16 protein-coding genes are annotated in these 19,439 nt (G+C 64.5%); 10 read left to right on the top strand and 6 right to left on the bottom strand.

Going from position 1 to position 19,439, the window contains the following annotated elements; all coding sequences use genetic code 11:
- Positions 1-3 precede the first annotated feature (3 nt).
- Entirely contained in the window at positions 4-1,077 is a 1,074-nt protein-coding gene (locus LH19_RS03150) for a DUF5694 domain-containing protein (protein ID WP_054724856.1), read from the bottom strand.
- 156 nt (positions 1,078-1,233) lie between these two features.
- On the opposite strand from LH19_RS03150, the gene LH19_RS03145 reads away from it, so the two are divergent.
- Entirely contained in the window at positions 1,234-2,424 is a 1,191-nt protein-coding gene (locus LH19_RS03145) for an alpha/beta hydrolase (RefSeq protein ID WP_054732931.1), read from the top strand.
- 6 nt (positions 2,425-2,430) lie between these two features.
- Here the strand turns inward: LH19_RS03145 and LH19_RS29610 are convergent, their stop codons facing one another.
- Positions 2,431-2,565 (bottom strand): hypothetical protein, encoded by a 135-nt coding sequence (locus LH19_RS29610; RefSeq protein ID WP_257719781.1) that lies wholly within the window; start codon positions 2,563-2,565, stop codon positions 2,431-2,433.
- On the bottom strand, positions 2,562-3,758 hold the full coding sequence (locus tag LH19_RS03140) for an MFS transporter (protein WP_201258413.1): 1,197 nt from the start codon (positions 3,756-3,758) through the stop codon (positions 2,562-2,564). The genes LH19_RS29610 and LH19_RS03140 overlap by 4 nt, the downstream gene beginning before the upstream one ends.
- Positions 3,759-3,924: 166 nt before the next feature.
- Between LH19_RS03140 and cobT the strand changes: the two genes are divergently transcribed.
- The gene (cobT, locus tag LH19_RS03135; RefSeq protein WP_054724852.1) at positions 3,925-5,748 is read left to right on the top strand and encodes a cobaltochelatase subunit CobT; all 1,824 of its coding nucleotides are present in this window, start codon (positions 3,925-3,927) and stop codon (positions 5,746-5,748) included.
- Positions 5,749-5,812: 64 nt separating this feature from the next.
- Here the strand turns inward: cobT and LH19_RS03130 are convergent, their stop codons facing one another.
- Positions 5,813-6,256 (bottom strand): hypothetical protein, encoded by a 444-nt coding sequence (locus tag LH19_RS03130; protein ID WP_234716066.1) that lies wholly within the window; start codon positions 6,254-6,256, stop codon positions 5,813-5,815.
- A 120-nt stretch (positions 6,257-6,376) separates the two neighbouring features.
- Here LH19_RS03130 and LH19_RS03125 point away from each other — a divergent pair, with 120 nt between their 5' ends.
- The 7 genes from LH19_RS03125 (at position 6,377) to LH19_RS03095 (ending at position 13,337) form a co-directional block, all read left to right on the top strand.
- Positions 6,377-6,955 (top strand): hypothetical protein, encoded by a 579-nt coding sequence (locus LH19_RS03125; protein WP_054724849.1) that lies wholly within the window; start codon positions 6,377-6,379, stop codon positions 6,953-6,955.
- Entirely contained in the window at positions 6,952-7,488 is a 537-nt protein-coding gene (locus LH19_RS03120) for a hypothetical protein (RefSeq protein ID WP_054724847.1), read from the top strand. The genes LH19_RS03125 and LH19_RS03120 overlap by 4 nt, the downstream gene beginning before the upstream one ends.
- A 180-nt stretch (positions 7,489-7,668) precedes the next feature.
- On the top strand, positions 7,669-9,315 hold the full coding sequence (locus LH19_RS03115) for an acetolactate synthase large subunit (protein WP_054588796.1): 1,647 nt from the start codon (positions 7,669-7,671) through the stop codon (positions 9,313-9,315).
- Between the two features lie 58 nt (positions 9,316-9,373).
- Positions 9,374-9,667 carry a GIY-YIG nuclease family protein gene (locus LH19_RS03110; protein ID WP_054724846.1) on the top strand — a complete coding sequence of 98 codons (294 nt, stop codon included), beginning with the start codon at positions 9,374-9,376 and terminating at the stop codon, positions 9,665-9,667.
- Between the two features lie 49 nt (positions 9,668-9,716).
- A complete protein-coding gene (locus LH19_RS03105) occupies positions 9,717-11,156 on the top strand; it encodes an aldehyde dehydrogenase family protein (RefSeq protein WP_054724844.1) in 1,440 nt (479 codons plus the stop codon).
- 253 nt (positions 11,157-11,409) lie between these two features.
- A complete protein-coding gene (locus LH19_RS03100; RefSeq protein WP_054724842.1) occupies positions 11,410-12,291 on the top strand; it encodes a UDP-2,3-diacylglucosamine diphosphatase in 882 nt (293 codons plus the stop codon).
- Positions 12,288-13,337 carry a glycosyltransferase family 4 protein gene (locus LH19_RS03095; RefSeq protein WP_054724840.1) on the top strand — a complete coding sequence of 350 codons (1,050 nt, stop codon included), beginning with the start codon at positions 12,288-12,290 and terminating at the stop codon, positions 13,335-13,337. The genes LH19_RS03100 and LH19_RS03095 overlap by 4 nt, the downstream gene beginning before the upstream one ends.
- 3 nt (positions 13,338-13,340) lie before the next feature.
- Here LH19_RS03095 and LH19_RS03090 read toward each other — a convergent pair whose 3' ends face one another.
- A complete protein-coding gene (locus tag LH19_RS03090; protein ID WP_054724838.1) occupies positions 13,341-15,788 on the bottom strand; it encodes a TonB-dependent receptor plug domain-containing protein in 2,448 nt (815 codons plus the stop codon).
- Positions 15,789-15,982: 194 nt separating this feature from the next.
- Between LH19_RS03090 and guaA the strand changes: the two genes are divergently transcribed.
- Positions 15,983-17,569: a glutamine-hydrolyzing GMP synthase gene (guaA, locus tag LH19_RS03085; RefSeq protein ID WP_054732929.1), complete on the top strand. Its 1,587-nt coding sequence runs from the start codon at positions 15,983-15,985 to the stop codon at positions 17,567-17,569.
- Between the two features lie 301 nt (positions 17,570-17,870).
- On the opposite strand, the gene LH19_RS03080 is transcribed toward guaA, so the two are convergent.
- Positions 17,871-19,301, bottom strand: coding sequence for a flavin monoamine oxidase family protein (locus LH19_RS03080; RefSeq protein ID WP_158514387.1), 1,431 nt, complete (start codon positions 19,299-19,301; stop codon positions 17,871-17,873).
- Positions 19,302-19,439: the final 138 nt, after the last annotated feature.

Here is a 19,439-nt window from a genome sequence, read left to right as displayed (position 1 = left end):
CGGTCACTTCAATAGGGTCTCGGCGTCGACCAGCCGGACGTCGTGCATCATGGCGAGATAGGCCTCGAAATAGCCCTTGTGCGACGCACCCACGATCGCGAGCGTGCGCGTCCCCGGCCGCTCCGCCATCGCGGCGCGGACATTGGCGACCATGCGCAGGTTCCGCACCTCCCACCAGCCGGTGTAGCGGCGTCCATAGTTTTGCGGCGTGGCATCGGCGAGCGCGGGACCGAAATCGGTGTCGAAGGCGAGGCGCATCGTCGAAGGGCGATTATAGAAGCGATAGAGCGCCATCACCCCGTCGCCATCGAGCTTTGCCTCCAGCGCCTTTTCGGCGGCGATCCGGTCCTTGAGCTGCGGCGTTTCCCAGATACGCTGCATCGCCGCCGCATAGCCCGGATCTTTGTCGAGCGACGCCGTCGTCGCGTCGGCGCTGTGGTAGTCGGCCGCGTAGACGCGCTCCAACCCCAGCCGGGCGGCGAGCACCGACCCGAGGAGAAAATTCTCGTTACGGCGCGTCCGCAGCTTTTCGAGCGCCGCGACGAGCGTGTCGTCGAGGCCATCGCCCGCGCGGCGTTCGTCTGCGGGAAGCCGCAGCCACTGGACAAGCGCAGAGGCCGGTTCGCCGCCGGCGAGAAACAGTCCCGCAAGGCGACGGCGGTCGCCCGGCGCGGGCTGTGCGGGCCAGGCGGCCAGCAGGCGCTCCGCCTCCACCGTTGCTGCCACCATATCGAGACCGATCACCTTCTGCGCGGGCGCGGGATCCCAGCAATAGTCCGATGCCCCCGGATAGAGCGGCTTGTAGCGCATAAGCAGCTCGCAATCGCGGCCCGACAATCCCTCGACCGCGATGATCCCCGGCTTCCACGCCGCGAGCCGCGCCAGCAGCGGCTCGAGGCTTTCGGGAGCGAAGCTGTCGGGCAGGCCCGAAAGATGCGGGGTGCCGAGGACGAGCGCTTCGCCGACCTCCCCCGCCACCCCCGCCTTGAGGTCGCGAGGGTCGAAAGCCGGTTCATAGGGCAGCGGCGGGCTGGCGGCGGTGACCAGCAGCAGGGCGGCGAACAGCGACACGGACATCTCCCCCAAACCGGCGTCTGCACGGCGCCTGCGGTCTCTCGATAAGCGAAGTGTGTTATTCGATCAATACTCCTTGACGCTGCCGTTTTCGCCTTCCAAAGGCGATGTTCTCCTGCCAGCATCGCGCGACGCGCCGGACCGAAGATGGAAGCCGCCATGCGAACGACGCCCTTTCCTGCGATCCTGACCGCACTGCTGCTCGGCGGCTGCATCACTCCGGTCGACTATGGCAAGGTCCGCCACGCCGATTATGTCGCCGATCCCCGCTGCACCGCGCAGCCCGGCGCCGCGGTCGATGGCGAAGCGCTGCCTTTGTTCTTCGCGACGAGCCGCCTGCCCGACTGCCGCACTGCCGATATCCGCCTGCTGCAATATCGCGGCGACAAGGTGCGTTACGGGCGTTTCGCCCCGCCACGCGATGTCGAGATCGCCAAGAAGAAGGAGTTTCTGACTCCGCTCGCCTTCCAGACCGACGCCGACTGGTGGGCGGCGCTGCGCGCCGAAACCGACCGGCGCCAAGGCCGCGTCCTGCTCTATGTCCATGGCTATCGCGAGAATTTCGAGACGACGACGAAGGATGCCGCGCAGATCGCCCGGATGACCGGCTTCGACGGGCCGGTTATCGCCTATAGCTGGCCATCGCAGCACAAGGTGCTCGGCTATGTCGTCGACGAAACCAACATGTACCACGACGTGCGCAATTTCCGCATCTTCCTGAAGTCGCTCGCCGAACAGAGCTGGGTGAAGGAAATCGTCATCGTCTCGCACTCGCTCGGCGCGCGGCTGGTGATCCCCGCGATTTCCTATGTCGACCGCACGTCGAGCAGCGCCGACAGCAGCAATATCTCGAACATCATCCTCGCCTCGCCCGACATCGACCGCGAGACGTTCGAGCGCGATATCGAGGAAGAGGTGTTGTCGGCGCGGCGCGTCGCGCGCGACCGGCGGATCACCGTCTATGTCTCGCGCGCCGACAAGGCGCTCGCTGCCTCGCGCGCGCTGCACGGTTATCCGCGCCTCGGCTCGCCCTATTGCTTCGACCCGTTCGAGGCAGCCGATCTGAAGGCGAAGGGATTGCCCGAACGCTGCTATCCGGTCGCGATTTCGGGAATGACCGTCGTCGACACGACCGACGTATCGCGCGGATCGACAGGGCACAGCAATTTCCTGCGCAGCGCTGTCGCGTGCCGCGATTTCATCGACGTCGTCGCAGGCAAACGGACGCGGCCCGAACGGACGGCGACGCAGCTTGGCCATGTCTTCCGCTTGCTGCCCGATCCCGGGAACCCAAAGCCCGAAGACGACCTGATCTGCAACCGCATCACCGGCGGCTCCGAAAACGAATAGGCGCGGTCAGCCGAAACCGCAGAGGACCGCGAAATCGGCGAGCCAGACGACCGGCCCCTCGCCGGTCCACAGCCACAGCCCGCCGACCGCGATCAGGGCAAACAGGCCGAGCGCCACCCAGTCCTGCCGAGCGAGCTTCATGCCGGTTGCAGCCGTTTGACCGGCGCGTCGGCGATCGGCAGGTGGACGATCCCGGCGAACAGGCCGAGCGCGATCGCGAAGCCCCATGCGATATCGTAGCTGCCGGTGGCGTCGAAGATCAGCCCCGCCATCCACGCGCCGAAAAAGCTGCCGACCTGATGGCTGAGGAAGACGATGCCATAGAGCATCGACAGATAGCGGACGCCGAAGATGCGCCCGACGATACCGCTGGTCAGCGGCACGGTGCCGAGCCACAGGAACCCCATCGCCCCCGCGAAAGCGAGCGCGGTCCAATGGGTCAGCGGCAGGAATAGAAACAGCGCAATGACCGCCGAGCGGGCGACGTAAAGCACCGACAGTACATATTTCTGGCGCATCAGGTCGCCCGCGCGCCCGAACACGTAGGAACCGAGGATGTTGAACAGGCCGACGAGCGCAAGCACCTGCGCCCCGATTTCGATGCCGAGCCCCTTGTCGTCGAGATAGGCGGGCAGGTGCGTCGCGATAAAGGCGATATGGAAACCGCAGACGAAGAAGCCCGCGTTGAGCAGCCAATAACCACGGTGAACCGCAGCTTCGCGGAGTGCCTCGCGCGCCGTCTGTTCGACGGCAGCGGTTATACCCGGATTGCTGTCGGTCCGGCCCGCAACGCCGATGGCCAGCAGGCCGCAAAGCGCCACCAGCCCCGCCATGATCCACAGCGTCTGGTGATAGCCGAGATCGCCGAGCAGCATCGAGGCGAGCGGCACGACAAGGAATTGCCCGAGCGAACCGCCTGCGGTGACCATACCGAAAGCGCTGCTGCGCTTTTCGGGGCTAACGACGCGCCCGACCGCGCCGAGCACCACGACGAACGTCGTCGCCGACTGCGCCATGCCGATAAGGATTCCGAAGCTGATATGCAGCCCGATCGCATCGGTCGCAAAGGCCGCCCCGACCAGTCCGAGCGCATAGAGCAGCGCCCCGGCGAGCACGACGCGTCCGGCGCCATGCTTGTCGGCGAGCGCGCCGACGAACGGCTGGACAAGACCGAAAAGCAGATTCTGGAGCGCCATCGCAAGGCCGAAGTCCGACCGGCTGATGCCGATATCGACGCTCATCTGCGGCAGGAACAGGCCGAAACTCTGCCGTACGCCCATCGCCAGCGTGACGATGAAGGCGGCGCAGAGGATAACGATCCACGGCTTTTTCATGGGAGAGATAGCGGGGGAGACCATAGGTTGCCGGATGCAACCCTTGCGGTGCCGGGTCAAGCGAGCATAGCTATCGCCCGACCTACACCCACTTCGTTACCCTGGATCCGGGGTGACGAAGGAGTAGCTCTTCCTTCACGCGGCAAAGCTGGTTAGAGCCGACTCGATGTCTGCCTCCTCTCCCCTCGACGATCTGAAGGCCGCGCTGTCGAGCGTCGCGCGCGCGGTCACCCGCGATGCCGAGGTCGAGGTCGGATTTACCGCCGACGCCCCGGCGCAGATCGGCAAGGCGATCAAGGTGCCGACCCCGTCGCGCACCCTGCCCGCCGAACAGGTCGCCGAAGCGCGCGGCTTCGCCGACAGCTACGCCTTGCGCATGAAGCACCACAGCGAGAAACTGCACGCCGCTGCGCGGCCGGCAGAACCGCTTGCCGCCGCCGCTTTCGACGCCATGGAACGCGCACGGATCGAAGCTCTGGGCGCGCGCCACATGGACGGGATGCGCGGCAATCTGTCGGCGGCGCTGACGATGCGGATGCGGTCGGACCCGATCAGCCGCGCGCAGAACCGCGACGAAGTGCCGGTGTCGAGCGCGCTCGAACTGATGCTGCGCGAGGCGCTGACCGGCGAACAGGCGCCGCAGGGTACCGAGACCGGCCTGTCGCTGGTCCGCGAATGGATCGCCAAGGACGCGGGCGCCGATATCACCGCGCTGTCGATGCTGCTCGACGATCAGGCGGCGTTCGCCGAGACCGCGAAGCTCGCCCTCCGCCACCTCGACCTCATCTATGGCGACGAGCCGATGGAGGAGGGCGCCGAGGACGGCGGTGACGAGGACCAGTCCGAAGCCGAGAAATCGCCCGAGGAACAGGAAAGCGAAGAAGGCGGCGCCGGGGAAAGCCAGGTCGACGCGCGCGCCGAAATGGCGGGTGATCAGGCCGACGACGGCGACACCGACCCCGACGCGCAGGAAATGGAAGCCGACGGCGAACCCGAGATGGGCGGCGAAGGCGACGAGGGCATGCTGCCCGTGCGCCCCAACCGCCTGCCGACCGACGTTCCCGATTTCAACTATGTCCGCTTCACCGAAAAGCATGACGAGATCATCCTCGCCACCGAACTGTGCGACGCCGACGAACTGACGCGGCTCCGCGCCTATCTCGACCAGCAGATGGCGCATCTGCAGGGCGCGGTGACCAAGCTCGCCAACCGCCTCCAGCGCCGCCTGATGGCCCAGCAGAACCGCGCGTGGGATTTCGATCAGGAGGAAGGCCAGCTCGACGCCGCGCGGCTGGCGCGCGTCATCGTCTCGCCCGGCCATTCGCTCAGCTACAAGATCGAGCGCGATACCGATTTCCGCGACACCGTCGTCACGCTGCTGATCGACAATTCGGGCTCGATGCGCGGACGGCCGATCAGCATCGCCGCGATCAGCGCCGACATCCTCGCGCGCACCCTCGAACGCTGCGGCGTGAAGACCGAAATCCTCGGCTTCACGACGCGGACATGGAAAGGCGGGCAGAGCCGCGAAGACTGGCTAGCCGCAGGGCGCCCCGCCCATCCCGGCCGCCTCAACGACCTTCGCCACATCATCTACAAGCCCGCCGACGAACCCTATCGCCGCGCGCGCAAGTCGCTGGGGCTGATGATGCGCGAGGGGCTGCTCAAGGAAAATATCGACGGCGAGGCGCTGATGTGGGCGCACCACCGGATCGTCAATCGTCCCGAGGAACGCCGCATCCTGATGGTGATTTCGGACGGCGCGCCGGTCGACGATTCGACGCTGTCGGTAAATCATGGCGCCTATCTCGACCAGCATCTGCGTCAGGTGATCGAATGGATCGAGAACCGCTCCCCGGTCGAGCTGTGCGCGATCGGCATCGGGCATGATGTCACGCGCTACTACAGCCGCGCGGTGACGATCATGGACGCCGAACAATTGGGCGGGACGATGGTCGAGCAACTCGCGGGATTGTTCGACATCGATTGAGCATTCGCAGAAAAAAGGGAAGCAGCATCGCCGCTCCCCTTCCTCTTCCCCGGATATCCGATGTTTACATCTTCTTGCCGGTCCACGCTTCGGGGTCGAAACCCTCAAGCGTATCGCCTTTTGTGCCCGCGGCGATTTCTTCGGCAGTCAGGAACTTGATCGCGACGCCGCCAGCCTTCGTATTGCCCCAGCTCAGCGCGGTCACATGGCTGTCGCCATATTTGGCGCCGATCACGGCGTCGGCGCCCAGCTTTTCGCCGCGTTCCCATATCTCGTTATAGATTTTCTGCTGCGACGGCTCCTTGCTGAATATCGTCGCCTTGCGAACCCCCGCGGTCACGACGCCGATGATCTTGTAGGGCTTGTCGGTGATGTCATAGGGGAAAACGGGCACACCCATCTCCTCGTTGACCATCACATAAGTCACGTCCTTTTTCTTCGCCATGGCCGGCGTCGAAATGGCCGCGGCCGCAATAGCCACAGCTGCAACAATCTTGATTCGTTTCATTTTCTGCTCCCCCGTTAAGTCCGCTGTAATTCGCCGTGCCGCGTGGGGACGTCAATCAGAATCTCTATTGGCAAAGCGGGCAGTCCGTGGCCTAAGTCCCGGGGTTTACAGGGGGATATCATGATATCGATTCAGGCCGCGGCGGCGGCGATATGGCTTGCTTCGGCGGCAGAGATCCTGCCGGCCCCCGAACCCACCTCGATCGCGATCGATGCGGGACAGGTCGCCCCAGAACCGGCCGCGATGGCAGCCGTGCCGCCGCTGATATTGCGGCGCGATACACCGATCCACTTCATGGTCGTGTCAGAAGTAACGACAAAGACCCATCTGGCAGGCCATCGGTTCAAGCTGCGCGTCGACAAGCCGGTGGTAATCGATGGTGTCGTCGTCATACCCGTCGGCGCCACGGCGTGGGGCGAAGTGTTGACCGTGAAGAAAAGCGGCAATGTCGGCAAGGCCGGGTCGCTCGAAGCGAAGCTGCTGTATGTCGAAAGCGGCGCGCTGCAGATTCCGATCAGCGGAGCCAACGCCGCCAAAGGCGCGGGCGGCGGCGGAGAAACTGCGCTTGGTGTCCTTGCCCTTGGCCCGCTTGGCCTGTTTGCCAAGGGCAATAACGCCAAGATCAAGGCAGGCGAACTGATGACGGGCTTCGTCGAACAGGACACCGAACTCCCGCGCGCACTGCCGGCCGGCTTGTGACGCCGCTCCGCATATGGGCGGCATGCGCCGGACTGACGCTGGCGCTGCCCGCAAGCGGGCAGGAACACGGCACGCCAACGCAGACCGCCCCGGCCGTGTCCGCAGCGCGGCTACTTGTCCCCGCCGGATCGGTTATCGACCTCGTCACTACCAACAGCATCTCCAGCCAGAAGAGCGTCAAAGGCGACCTTCTCTATCTGAAGGTTGCAGCACCGGTCGTCGTCGACGGCGTAACGGTCATCCCCATCGATACCGTGGTCGTCGCCCAGTTGCAGCGGGCCGAAAAACGGGGCGCTTTCGGAAGGTCCGGAAAGCTCGATGTGCAATTGCTGTATGCCGAGCTGCCCGGCGGCACGCTGCGCGTCAGCGGGATGCTGGAAGCGCGCGGCAAACATGGCGCCGACGATGCCGCAGCGACGGCGGTTGCTTTCCTCGCCTTCCCGTTCATCGCGACGGGGCGGAGTGCCGAAATCCCTGCCGGTTCGGAGGTTTCGGGCCGTCTCGACCGCGATCTCTGGCTCGACGGGCGCTGACCCGAGGCGGTCCGCGTCGCAGGGTGACAACCCCTTTCCCCCTCGTTACAACCGCTTCCCGGTGCAGCAGGGACTCGCGGCCTACGACGAGAGCCGCTGCAACGACATATGTGCTGAGGGGTCGCCAGCATGACTTGGGGCCGCACCGGGGTGGTGCGTGGCTGAGGGGGCGACTGGCATATGAAAAAAGCATCCGACCTGTTCATCGAGTGCCTGGAAGAAGAAGGCGTCGAATATATTTTCGGCGTTCCGGGTGAGGAAAATCTCGATTTCCTCGACAGCCTGTCACGCTCGACGAAGATCAAGCTGATCCTGACCCGCCATGAACAGGGCGCGGGGTTCATGGCCGCGACCTATGGCCGCCATACGGGCAAGACCGGCGTCTGCCTCGCGACGCTCGGACCCGGCGCGACCAACTTCGTTACCGCTGCGGCTTACGCACAGCTCGGCGGCATGCCGATGATGATGATCACCGGGCAAAAGCCGATCAAGAAATCCAAACAAGGCCGCTTCCAGATCCTCGACGTCGTCGCGATGATGGGGCCGATCACCAAATATACCCACCAGATGGCCTCGTCGGACAATATCCCGAGCCGGGTGCGCGAGGCCTTTCGCCTTGCCGAGGAGGAAAAGCCGGGCGCGGTGCATATCGAGCTGCCCGAGGACATCGCCGACGAACATACCGACAGCCTGCCGCTCAAGCGCAGCCACAGCCGCCGGCCGACCGCCGACGTCAAGTCGATCCGCGAGGCGGTGAAGGCGCTCGAGGAAGCGACCTCGCCCGTCCTCGTCATCGGCGCCGGCGCGAACCGCACGATGACGAGCCGCATGCTGCTGCAATTCATCGAAAAGACCGGCATCCCCTTCCTCACCACCCAGCTCGGCAAGGGCGTGATCGACGAGCGGCATCCGAAATTTCTCGGCTGTGCGGCATTGAGCGCCGGCGATTTCGTCCACCGCGCGGTCGAGGCGTCCGATTGCATCGTCAATCTGGGGCATGACGTGATCGAAAAGCCGCCCTTCTTCATGAAGCAAGGCGGGCCGAAGGTCATCCACGTCTCGACCAAGACCGCCGAAGTCGACCCCGTCTATTTCCCCGACATCGAGGTGATAGGCGATATCGCCAATGCCGTCTGGCAGATGAAGGAAGATATCGTCCCCAACGGCGGCTGGAAATTCGACCATCTGCTCGCCTATCGCAAGGCCGAGGTCGAACATACCGCGCCGCTCGCCGAGGATGCGCGTTTCCCGATCTTTCCGCCGCATCTGGTGCAGTCGATCCGCGACGCGATGCCCGACGACGGGATCATCTGCCTCGACAACGGCGTCTACAAGATCTGGTTCGCGCGGGGCTACACCGCCTATCGCCCCAACACCGTGCTGCTCGACAATGCGCTGGCGACGATGGGCGCCGGGCTGCCGAGCGCGATGATGTCGGCGATGGTCTATCCGGGGCGCAAGGTGATGGCGATCTGCGGCGACGGCGGTTTCATGATGAACAGTCAGGAGATGGAGACCGCGGTGCGCCTCGGCCTCAACATCACCGTGCTGATCCTCAACGACAACAGCTATGGCATGATCCGCTGGAAACAGGCGAATATGGGGTTCAAGGATTGGGGCCTGACCTATGGCAACCCCGATTTCGTCAAATATGCCGAAAGCTATGGCGCCAAGGGCCACCGCGTCGAAAGCGCCGCGCATTTGAAGGAACTGCTCGCGCACACCCGCGACACGCCGGGCGTGCATCTGATCGACTGCCCGGTCGATTATTCGGAGAATGACCAGATTTTGAACATCGACATCAAGAAGCTGTCGAAGGAATTGTAAGCCTTCGCCACCGCCTGTTTTCTTGTCATCCCCGCGAAAGCGGGGACCCAGGAGCGAGATGGATCAAACCTATCACGTTTATATCCTTGCCAGCAGACGCAACGGTACGCTCTACACGGGCGTGACGGGAGATCTCGCAGCGCGTTGCAGCCAGCATCGTAATGGGCAAGGGTCACAATTTACCGAACGTTACGGCGTTCACCGCCTGGTGCATGCGGAAGCCTTCCCTGACGTCAGCGAAGCTATTGCGCGTGAAAAGGCGATCAAGAAATGGCGCCGGGCGTGGAAGCTGGAACTGATCGAAAGAGACAATCCGCAATGGCTCGACCTGTACGACCGGCTCAACGTTTGATTGTACCGCCCCTGGGTCCCCGCTTTCGCGGGGATGACAGCGTTGGAGAATGATTGTGAAGTTGAAACCCGTCTATCCGCTCTACCTCAACAACAAGGCCGCACAGCCGAACACCGATCTGGTCGTCACCGACAAATATACCGGCAAGCCGGCCTTTCGCACCGCGCTCGCTACGCCGGATGTGATCGACGAGGCGATCGCGGGCGCCGTGCGCGCAGCCGAGCCGATGGCGCGGCTTGCGAGCTTCGAGAAACAGGCGGTGCTCAACCATTGCGTTACGCGCTTCCGGGAACGGTTCGACGAACTTGCCTATGCTTTGTGCGTCGAGGCCGGGAAACCGATCAACGATGCCGAGGGCGAAGTCACGCGACTGATCGATACCTTCCGCATCGCCGCCGAGGAAGCGGTGCGCAATTATGGCGAGGTCCAGCCGCTCGACATCAGCGCCCGCGCCAAGGGCTATATGGGAATGTGGAAGCGCGTGCCGATCGGACCCTGCAGCTTCATCTCGCCGTTCAACTTCCCGCTCAACCTCGCCGCGCACAAGATCGCGCCGGCGATCGCGATGGGCTGCCCCTTCGTGATGAAGCCCGCGTCGATGACGCCGCTCGGTGCGATCATCATGGGTGAGGTGCTCGCCGAGTGCGACATCCTGCCCGAAGGCGCGTTCAGCATCCTGCCCGCGAGCCGCGACGGCGCCGACCTGTTCACCACCGACGAGCGGCTGAAACTCCTCTCCTTCACCGGATCGCCCGGGGTCGGCTGGGACCTCAAGGCAAAGGCGGGGAAGAAAAAGATCGTTCTCGAACTCGGCGGCAACGCGGCGGTGATCGTCGACAAGGACGCCGACCTCAAGCATGCGCTCGAGCGGATCATCTTCGGCGCCTTCTACCAGTCGGGACAGTCGTGCATCGGGGTGCAGCGGATCATCATCCACGAGGATATCTACGACAAGTTCCGCGCGATGCTGGTCAAGCGGACGAAGACGCTGATCGCGGGCGATCCGAAGAAGCGCGACACCTTCATCGGCCCGATGATTTCCGAAAAGGAGGCCGCGCGGCTCGACGGCTGGATCCAGGAAGCGGTCGCGGGTGGCGCCAAGCTGCTCACCGGCGGCAAGCGCGACGGCGCGATGCTCGAAGCGACGTTGCTCGAAAATGTCGACCGCAAGTCGAAGGCTTATCGCGAGGAAGCCTTCGGGCCGCTCGCCATCCTGTCGAAGTTCAAGAAGTTCGACAAGGCGATGGCGGAAGTCAACGACAGCAAGTTCGGGCTGCAGGCGGGCATCTTCACGCGCGACATCCATCAAGTGCTCGATGCGTGGGACACGCTCGATGTCGGCGGGGTCGTCGTCAACGACGTGTCGAGCTACCGCGTCGACAACATGCCCTATGGCGGCGTCAAGGACAGCGGGCTGGGACGCGAAGGCGTGCGCTTCGCGATGGAGGATATGAGCGAAATCCGCAATCTGGTGATCCGCCGGGTCTGATCCTCCCCTCCCGCAGGCGGGAGGGGCAGCGAGACTTGGCAGCTTGCTGCCTTGTCGCAGCGGGGTGGGCAACTGCCTGCGCAGATGCTCGCTACGCTCGCGCCCACCCCTAACCCCTCCCGCCTGCGGGAGGGGGATAATCGTCACAAATCCGCCGCCAAACTTTCTTCAAACTGTCGCGGGTTCGATTCTCCGCATGTAACAAATCTCCTGTCTAGGCCGGGAGCAGCAAAGGCTGCTTCCGGAGTGCGACATGGCCACGATTTCGACCCTGCCGATCCCCGCCCGCTTTCCCGACCCGTTCACGACCGATCCGCATATTCCCGAACGCGTGATCGGCAAGCGGCGAAGCTATCGCACCGTCTGGGTCAGCGACATCCACCTTGGCACGCGCGGCTGCAACGCCGCGATGCTGATCGACTTTTTTGACCATGTCGACTGCGAGACGCTCTACCTCGTCGGCGACATCATCGACGGCTGGCGGCTCAAGAAGCGGCACTTCTGGCCGCCCGAGCATAATGACGTCGTCTGGCGGGTGCTCAAGCGCGCCAAGCGCGGCACCCGCGTCGTTTATGTTCCCGGCAACCATGACGAGATGGTCAAGCCGTTCGACGGCTTCGACTTCGGCGGCGTCGAAATCCGCCGCGAGGCGGTCCACGAGACCGCCGACGGCAGAAAGCTGCTCGTCGTTCACGGCGACGAATTCGACGCGGTGATGCTGGCGCACCGCTGGCTCGCCTTTGTCGGCGATGCTGCCTACACTGCGCTGATGAAGTGCAACGTCGTCGTGAACGCGGTGCGCAGCAAGCTCGGCCTTCCCTATTGGTCGCTGTCGATGGTCGCCAAGCACAAGGTCAAGAACGCGGTGCAGTTCATCGGCCGCTACGAAGAAGTGGTGGCACACGCCGCACGCTCGCGGGGGGTCGACGGTGTCGTCTGCGGTCACATCCACAGCGCCGAGATGCGCGAGATCGAAGGCACCGAATATTATAACGACGGCGACTGGGTCGAAGGCTGCACCGCGCTGGTCGAGCATCACGACGGCACGATGGAGATATTACACTGGGCCGAAGAGGTTGCGGCGCGTTCGGTACCCGCAACGCTCGAACTGCCCGCACCGGCGCGAGCCGCATGAAGATACTGATCGTCACCGACGCATGGGAGCCGCAAGTCAATGGCGTCGTCCGCACGCTGCAAGCGACGATCGGCGAATTGCGCAAGGGCGGCCATGAGGTCGAGGTAATATCGCCCGACCTGTTCCGCTCGATCCCCTGCCCCAGCTATGGCGAGATCCGCCTCGCTTTTGCGGGCGCGCGCAGGGTCGGGCGGCTGATCGAGCGGTTCGGCCCGCAGGCGATCCATATTTCGACCGAAGGGCCGCTCGGCCTCGCGGCGCGGCGCTGGTGCCTGACCAACGGCTTTCCCTTCACCACCGCCTATCACACGCGCTTTCCTGAATATGTCGCGGCGCGGCTCCCCGTCTCGCCTGCCTTCGTCTGGCGCTTCATCCGCTGGTTCCACCGGCCCGCGCGCCACATCATGGTCGCGACCCGCAGCCTCGCGCGCGAACTCGCCGAACAGGGACTGGGGCAGACGATGATGTGGGAACGGGGTGTCGATCATGCACTGTTCCGCTCCGATCGCGCTCCATATCCGGCCTATCAAGGGCTGACGCGGCCGATCCAGCTCTATGTCGGACGCGTCGCGGTCGAGAAGAATATCGGCGCCTTCCTCGATACCACGCAGCCCGGCACCAAGGTGATCGTCGGCGACGGTCCCGCGCTCGCCGAGCTCAAGGCGCTGCATCCGGACGCGCTCTTCCTCGGCAAGCTCGGCGGCGAAGCCCTGGCCAGCGCTTATGCCGGCGCCGATGTCTTTGTTTTTCCCAGCCGTACCGACACTTTCGGTCTGGTGGTCATCGAGGCGCTGTCGTGCGGGACGCCGGTCGCTGCCTATCCGGTCCCGGGGCCCGGCGACATCGTCCGTGACGGTGCGGGCGCGCTCGACGATCATCTCGATACCGCAATTGCCGCCGCGCTGGCGTGCGACCGGGCCGACGCGGCGACGCTGGGTGCACGCTACAACTGGCCGAACTGCACCCAGCAATTCCTGAAGGCGCTCACATTCATCCCCGTCGAGCCGATGCCCCGCCACGCCGCCGCAGCGCCGGCCACCGCCTAGGGCCTAAAAGGCCTTGCGCCACTCCAGCTCGACATAGCGGCCAAGCGGATCGGTGTACCCCGGCTGATAGTTCAGCGGCACGACGCCGCTGCCGTCGGTTACCTTGCGCTGCGCGTCGAACAGATTGTCGATCGACAGGCGCAGGCGCGAACCCTTGAGGAAGGGCAAATCCTCGGTCAGCTTCGGCATCTGGTTGAAATCCGCGAAGAAGCGCAGGTTGAAGGTCGCGAGGTCGTGGAACTTCAGGTCGCCGTTGGCCCCGCCGACGATGCTGCTGCCGCTGTCATATTTCGCGCTGACGCGCGTCCCGAAGCCCCTGTAGAACAGCCCGCCGTCGAGTTCGACGAGATGACGGTTGCTGCCGCCGCCGCTACCGGTCGCCGAGCCGCCCAGCAGATCGAGTTCGGGGACGCCGGGTCCGATCAGCACTTTGTCGGTCAGTTTGATGGTGTGATAGAGCGACACCTGCCAGCGGCCGCCCTGCTGTTGCTGCCCGAACATGCCGCGACCGCCACCCATGCCGCGGAAGCCGCCGCCGCCACCCCCACCGCGCCGGCGCTCGCCATCTGCCCGCGGCCGCCCTTCGCCCGCGGGCGCCGCCTGCCCGTCGCCGGATCCGGGCGGCGGGCCGCCTGCTCCGCGCCCTTCGCCCGCACCGCCGCGACCACGACCGCCCGCTTCGTCCTTCTGTCCGAAGCTCTTGCCGAAATTGAAGCCCCAGCGAATCTGCGAATTGCTGGCGCGGTCGAAATTGATCGGGCGTTGGTCGATCGACAGCAGATTGCCATCGTCGTCGCGGATGACGCGGCCGGGGAAAGCCGCCTCGATCTCGGGGGTGAGCACCGGCAGGCTGTTCGCCGTGTCATAGCTCTTGTTGCTGTTGTAATTGATCGAGAAATTGAGACCGTCGACCATCGGCAGCGCCCAGTTGAGCCCCAGCTTGAAATCGCGCCGGCGCTCGGCAAGCAGGTCGGGATTGCCGCCGCTGATCGTCGAGATCAGCACCGTCTGCCCGGTACGGAAATCATAATAGGTGACGCCGTCGGTCACCTGCGGCGCCGCGCCGAGCTGGGTCACGGTCGGCGCTTCCTCATCGCTGTTGAAGCTCGCAACCAGCGACAGATTGTCGGTGAAGTTGAAATTGAGGTTGGCGCCCCAATTTTTGAGCGTCTGGAAATCGCTCGGCTTCTGAATCTGGCCGCTGAGCGTCGCCGACACCCGGAACGGGCCGACATTATAGTCGGGATCGAGCAGCGGGATGTTGAGCGAACCGAAGGCGCTCGGCACGTCGCGCGCGAGGTCGGTGGTGGTAATCGTCGTCCCGCGCTGCGAGCGGCTGTCGAAGCGGAGCCCCGAATAGCCGGCGGTCGCCGACACGCGGATCGGTCCCGCCCAGCCGTCGCCAAGGCTGCCCGAGAAATTGGTATTGGCGCCGAAGCTCTGCTGGCTGCTGTCGAAGCGGTCGCGCGTGCCGCTGTCGCGGTCGGTGAAGGTGCGCGTATCGGCGTCGGCATAATTGCCGGTGACCGACCAGCGCCAGTCGCCGAGCATGCCGTTGACGCTGGCCGAACTGGTCCAGTTCTGGCTGCGGCTGTCGCGGCGGAGCGGATCGGTCGCGCCGCCCGGACCCGGACCGAGCAGGCTGAGGCTGTCGGTCTGGTCGAAGCGCAGGCTGACCGACGCCTCGGTCACCTTGCCGATGTTGCGCACCAGCGTCCCGTCGATGACATAGGTGTCGCTCGCCGGCGACAGGCTGCGCGCCGGGGCGCCGGCCGCGAGGACCGGGTCGTCATAGACGAGGTTCCGCTCGTCCTCGCGCAGCATCGTCTGATGCTCCCAGCTCCCGTTGAGATTGAGCCGGCCGTTCTGTCCGATGGCGATGAAGGCCGGTTCGAACTCGCTCTTGAACTGTCCGCCCTGTGTCGGGATGCCCGCCTCGGCCTCGGCCGACACCTGCCGGAAATTGGGCTTGAGCACGAAATTGACGACGCGCTCGGTCGCCGCATAGCCATATTGCAGCGCGACTTCTTCGGGAAAGATTTCGACCTTCGCGATCGCCTCGGGCGGGATGTTGCGCACCGCGCCGAACCCGGAAGTCCGGCGGCCGTTGACGAGGATCACCGGGCGCCCGCCGCCGCGGCCGCGGCCCGACCGCGTCTGCGGTTCGAGAGCGTCGAGCAGTTCCTCGATCGACGATGCGCCGTAACTGGCGATCGCCGCTTCATCGAGTTCGGCCTCCGCCGCGAAGTCGGTATCGAGTTGCCCGGCAAGACGGGGGGCGGTTACGACGATTTCCTCGCCGTCGATATCTTCTTCGCCATCGTCGATATTGGAGGTCGAGAGGGCCGGGTCGGCGACTTGCTCGTCGGCCGCCAATACAGGCGTCGATGCGATCGCGGTCGCTGCCAGCAACGCGGCGCGGATCGAAAGCGAGAGGCGATTATTATTCATCGGGAGAGATGCCTTCTGTCTTTTTGTCTTTGTTATTTCTTATCATCGGCGGCTGAACCGGTCATGACACCGGCTTGTTCCTGCGGTTCAGCTATGTCGCATTTGTCGCAACAGTGTGGCAGCGCGGCAAAAGGTCGACCGATGCATCGCCTTGGCGGCTGGACAGCGACGCCGCGCCTCTTTATCGGCCAGCCATGCCGACTCCCGACTCTCCCGCCGCCCCTGAATCGATCCTGATCATCGATTTCGGTAGCCAGGTCACCCAGCTCATCGCTCGCCGTGTCCGCGAAGCAGGCGTCTACAGCGAAATCGTGCCATTCAGCGCTGCCGAAGCCGCGCTCGAACGCATGCGACCGAAGGGCGTGATCCTCTCGGGCTCACCCGCCTCTGTTCCTGCATCCGGCAGCCCCCGCGCCCCGCAATCCGTCTTCGACAGCGGCCTGCCGATCCTCGGCATCTGCTACGGCCAGCAGGTGATGAGCCAGCAGCTCGGCGGACAGGTCGAGCCCGGCGGCGCCGATGGCGAACGCGACGGCGAGTTCGGCCGCGCCTTCCTGACTGTCACCGAGCCTTGCGTCCTGTTCGACGGCCTGTGGGAGGTCGGCGAGCGCCATCAGGTCTGGATGAGCCATGGCGACCGCGTCACGCAGTTCGCCCCCGGCTTCCGCATCGTCGCGATCAGCGACGGCGCCCCCTTCGCGCTGATCGCCGACGACGAGCGCCGCTATTACGGCACGCAATTCCACCCCGAGGTCGTCCATACGCCCGACGGCGCAAAGCTGATCGCCAATTTCGTCCGCCACGTCTGCGGCTGTTCGGGCGACTGGACGATGGCCGAGTTCCGCGCCACCAAGATCGCCGAGATCCGCGAACAGGTCGGCGACCAGCGCGTGCTCTGCGGTCTGTCGGGCGGCGTCGACAGCGCGGTGGCCGCGGTACTGATTCACGAAGCGATCGGCGAGCAGCTCACCTGCGTCTTCGTCGACCACGGCCTTCTCCGCATGAATGAGCGCGAGCAGGTCGAGCGACTGTTCCGCGACCATTACAATATCCCGCTGGTCGTGGTCGATGCCGAAGAGCGCTTCATGGCGGGCCTCGCAGGCGTCACCGACCCCGAGAAGAAGCGCAAGTTCATCGGCGCCGAATTCATCAACGTGTTCGAGGAAGAAGCGAAGAAGATCGGCGGCGCCGATTTTCTCGCGCAGGGCACGCTCTACCCCGACGTCATCGAGAGCGTTTCGTTCACCGGCGGACCTAGCGTCACGATCAAGAGCCACCACAACGTCGGCGGCCTGCCCGAGCGCATGAACATGAAGCTCGTCGAACCGCTGCGCGAACTGTTCAAGGACGAGGTCCGCCTGCTTGGCAAGGAGCTTGGCCTCCCCGACATCTTCGTCGGCCGTCACCCCTTCCCCGGCCCCGGCCTCGCGATCCGCATTCCGGGCGAAGTGTCGAAGGAACGCTGCGACATCCTCCGCAAGGCCGACGCCGTCTATCTCGAGGAAATCCGCAATGCCGGGCTCTACGATGCGATCTGGCAGGCTTTCGCGGTGCTGCTACCCGTGAAAACGGTCGGCGTGATGGGCGACGGGCGCACCTACGACCATGTCTGCGCCTTGCGCGCCGTTACCTCGACCGACGGCATGACCGCCGACATCTACCCCTTTGACGCCAGCTTCCTCAGCCGCTGCGCAACGCGCATCATCAACGAAGTGCAGGGCATCAACCGCGTCGTCTACGACTATACCTCGAAGCCACCGGGCACCATCGAGTGGGAGTGACGGTGTCAATCGACACCAAGTAACAGTAATCACTGGCCAAACCGACGCCCCCCAACTCTGTCGGTTTGAAGGTCGCAGCTCTGCGTTGGCGAAATAGGTGCGCCCGCGCTGACGACACGCACGCCCTCCGCATCCTGTTAGACCGTGGGCACCGGACTGTTCCGCTCGACGTCGGCGTCAAGGCTGTGCCACAGCCGCCAAGGAGTTTATCCTGCTGCGCGCCTGCGATCGCCGCCCTGAGACCCGAGAGCCCTGCGCCGATGACGATCGCGTCGGAGCGGCAGCCGGATTACCCGATTTCCTAATTCCCGGTCAGAAGCCGATGCAAGGCGCGCGATGTTGTAATTCCCTGTTCGATCGCGCCGTCGATCGCACTGCGCCAAGCGCTGGCCCAATCGCCGCTCGCGAAGAAGATTCGGCCGTGAGGCGCCTGCAAATCCTTGAGCGCCTTCGAAATCTGCCCCGGCCGCGAAATGCACCAAGCCCCTCTCGAATAGGGGTCGTTGTTCCAGTCGTGCGCCTTGACGTCGACCACAACCGCGTCGGGCAGGAATTGCCTGACCACTTTCTGCACCTCGCCCTTGTCCATGATCCGGAGCGGGTGATCGCCCGAGCCGAAAGCGATGAGATGCGTGCGACCGTTCGCTGCGCCATCCCAAAACATATGGTTGATCGGGCTGGGGCCGGTCCCCGGCGCCCAAGCCGTAAAGATCGGCCGTTCGCCCTCGATCAGGATGTGGATCTTGTTTGCCTTGCCCGCATGGCCTTCGACCGAGACGTCGAGCTTCTGCCTGGGAAGCGGCGGACGGAAACCGACGTCCTTGAGCGTGTTCAGCGGCAAGGTGGAAATCGCGGCCCGGGCCGACCAGGCCTTGCCGTTCGTGCCGATGATGCGCACGCCGTCGCCCGTCGTTTCGATCGTGGCCACCGGGCTGTTCAACTCAATTGTTGCCCCGCAATCGTCAGCCAGTGCGGAATATAGCGAGCGCATTCCACCTTTGAGCTTGAAGCGGCTTACGACATCGGACTCGAGCTCGAGACTATAGCCGCTGAGGGCGACCAGCCGGACGATGTCGACCCACGAAACATTCTCCGCCGCACCGCCACTGCTCGCCGCAAAAATCGTCGCCGCCAGAATGCGGGCCTCGGGCGTCAGCGAAGACGCGGCGATCTTGTCCGCGACGGAAATCGTATCGGCCGCAATCCAACCCGGGTCCGCGAACGGTTCCGCCGGCCGCGGCATGATCGCACGCGCATCCGCGAACATCGTCTGGACAGGGCCGTAAAATTCGGCCCCCCGCTCCGACAATTTGGCGTGGTGGCGCGTCCCCGCTTCGTCGAGGTAGATGACGTCATCGGCAAAATTCCCCGGCGACTCCTCCAGTTCGACACCGTAGCGGTTGATCTCCGCCCAGACATGCGGCTGGAACCAATGCACCCATGTGCCCCCCATGTCGTTGGGCTTGCCATCGAACTCTGCGGTATAGGTCCGGCCGCCGATCCGGTCGCGCGCCTCGAGGATCAGCACCTTGTAGCCGTGCCGCTTAAGCTCGCGCGCTGCCGTCAGTCCGGCAAAGCCGGCCCCGACGATGATGGCGTCATAGTCGCCCTTGTCCTTTCCACCGCTGGCGGGACGCGCCTGCGCGATTGAGGATGCCATGACGCCCGCCGCTGCCGTGGCCAACACCGCCCGGCGCGACGGAAAACTCTTTTGCGATCTATCGTCACTCATTGCTGATGCCCTCTTCCAATTCTGTCCGGATGGCTCTCCGAACACAATATTTGTCATATGTCAAATTTTCTGTGACTCTCGTTTCGACTCGCGCTGTCCGAAAGCGAACGATGGCGTTTGCCCAACACCCGATCCCGT

This window comes from Sphingopyxis macrogoltabida (assembly GCF_001314325.1).
Taxonomy (GTDB): domain Bacteria; phylum Pseudomonadota; class Alphaproteobacteria; order Sphingomonadales; family Sphingomonadaceae; genus Sphingopyxis; species Sphingopyxis macrogoltabida.
The sequence above is the reverse complement of the archived record's forward strand: the minus strand, read 5'-3'. Positions and strand labels throughout refer to the sequence as shown.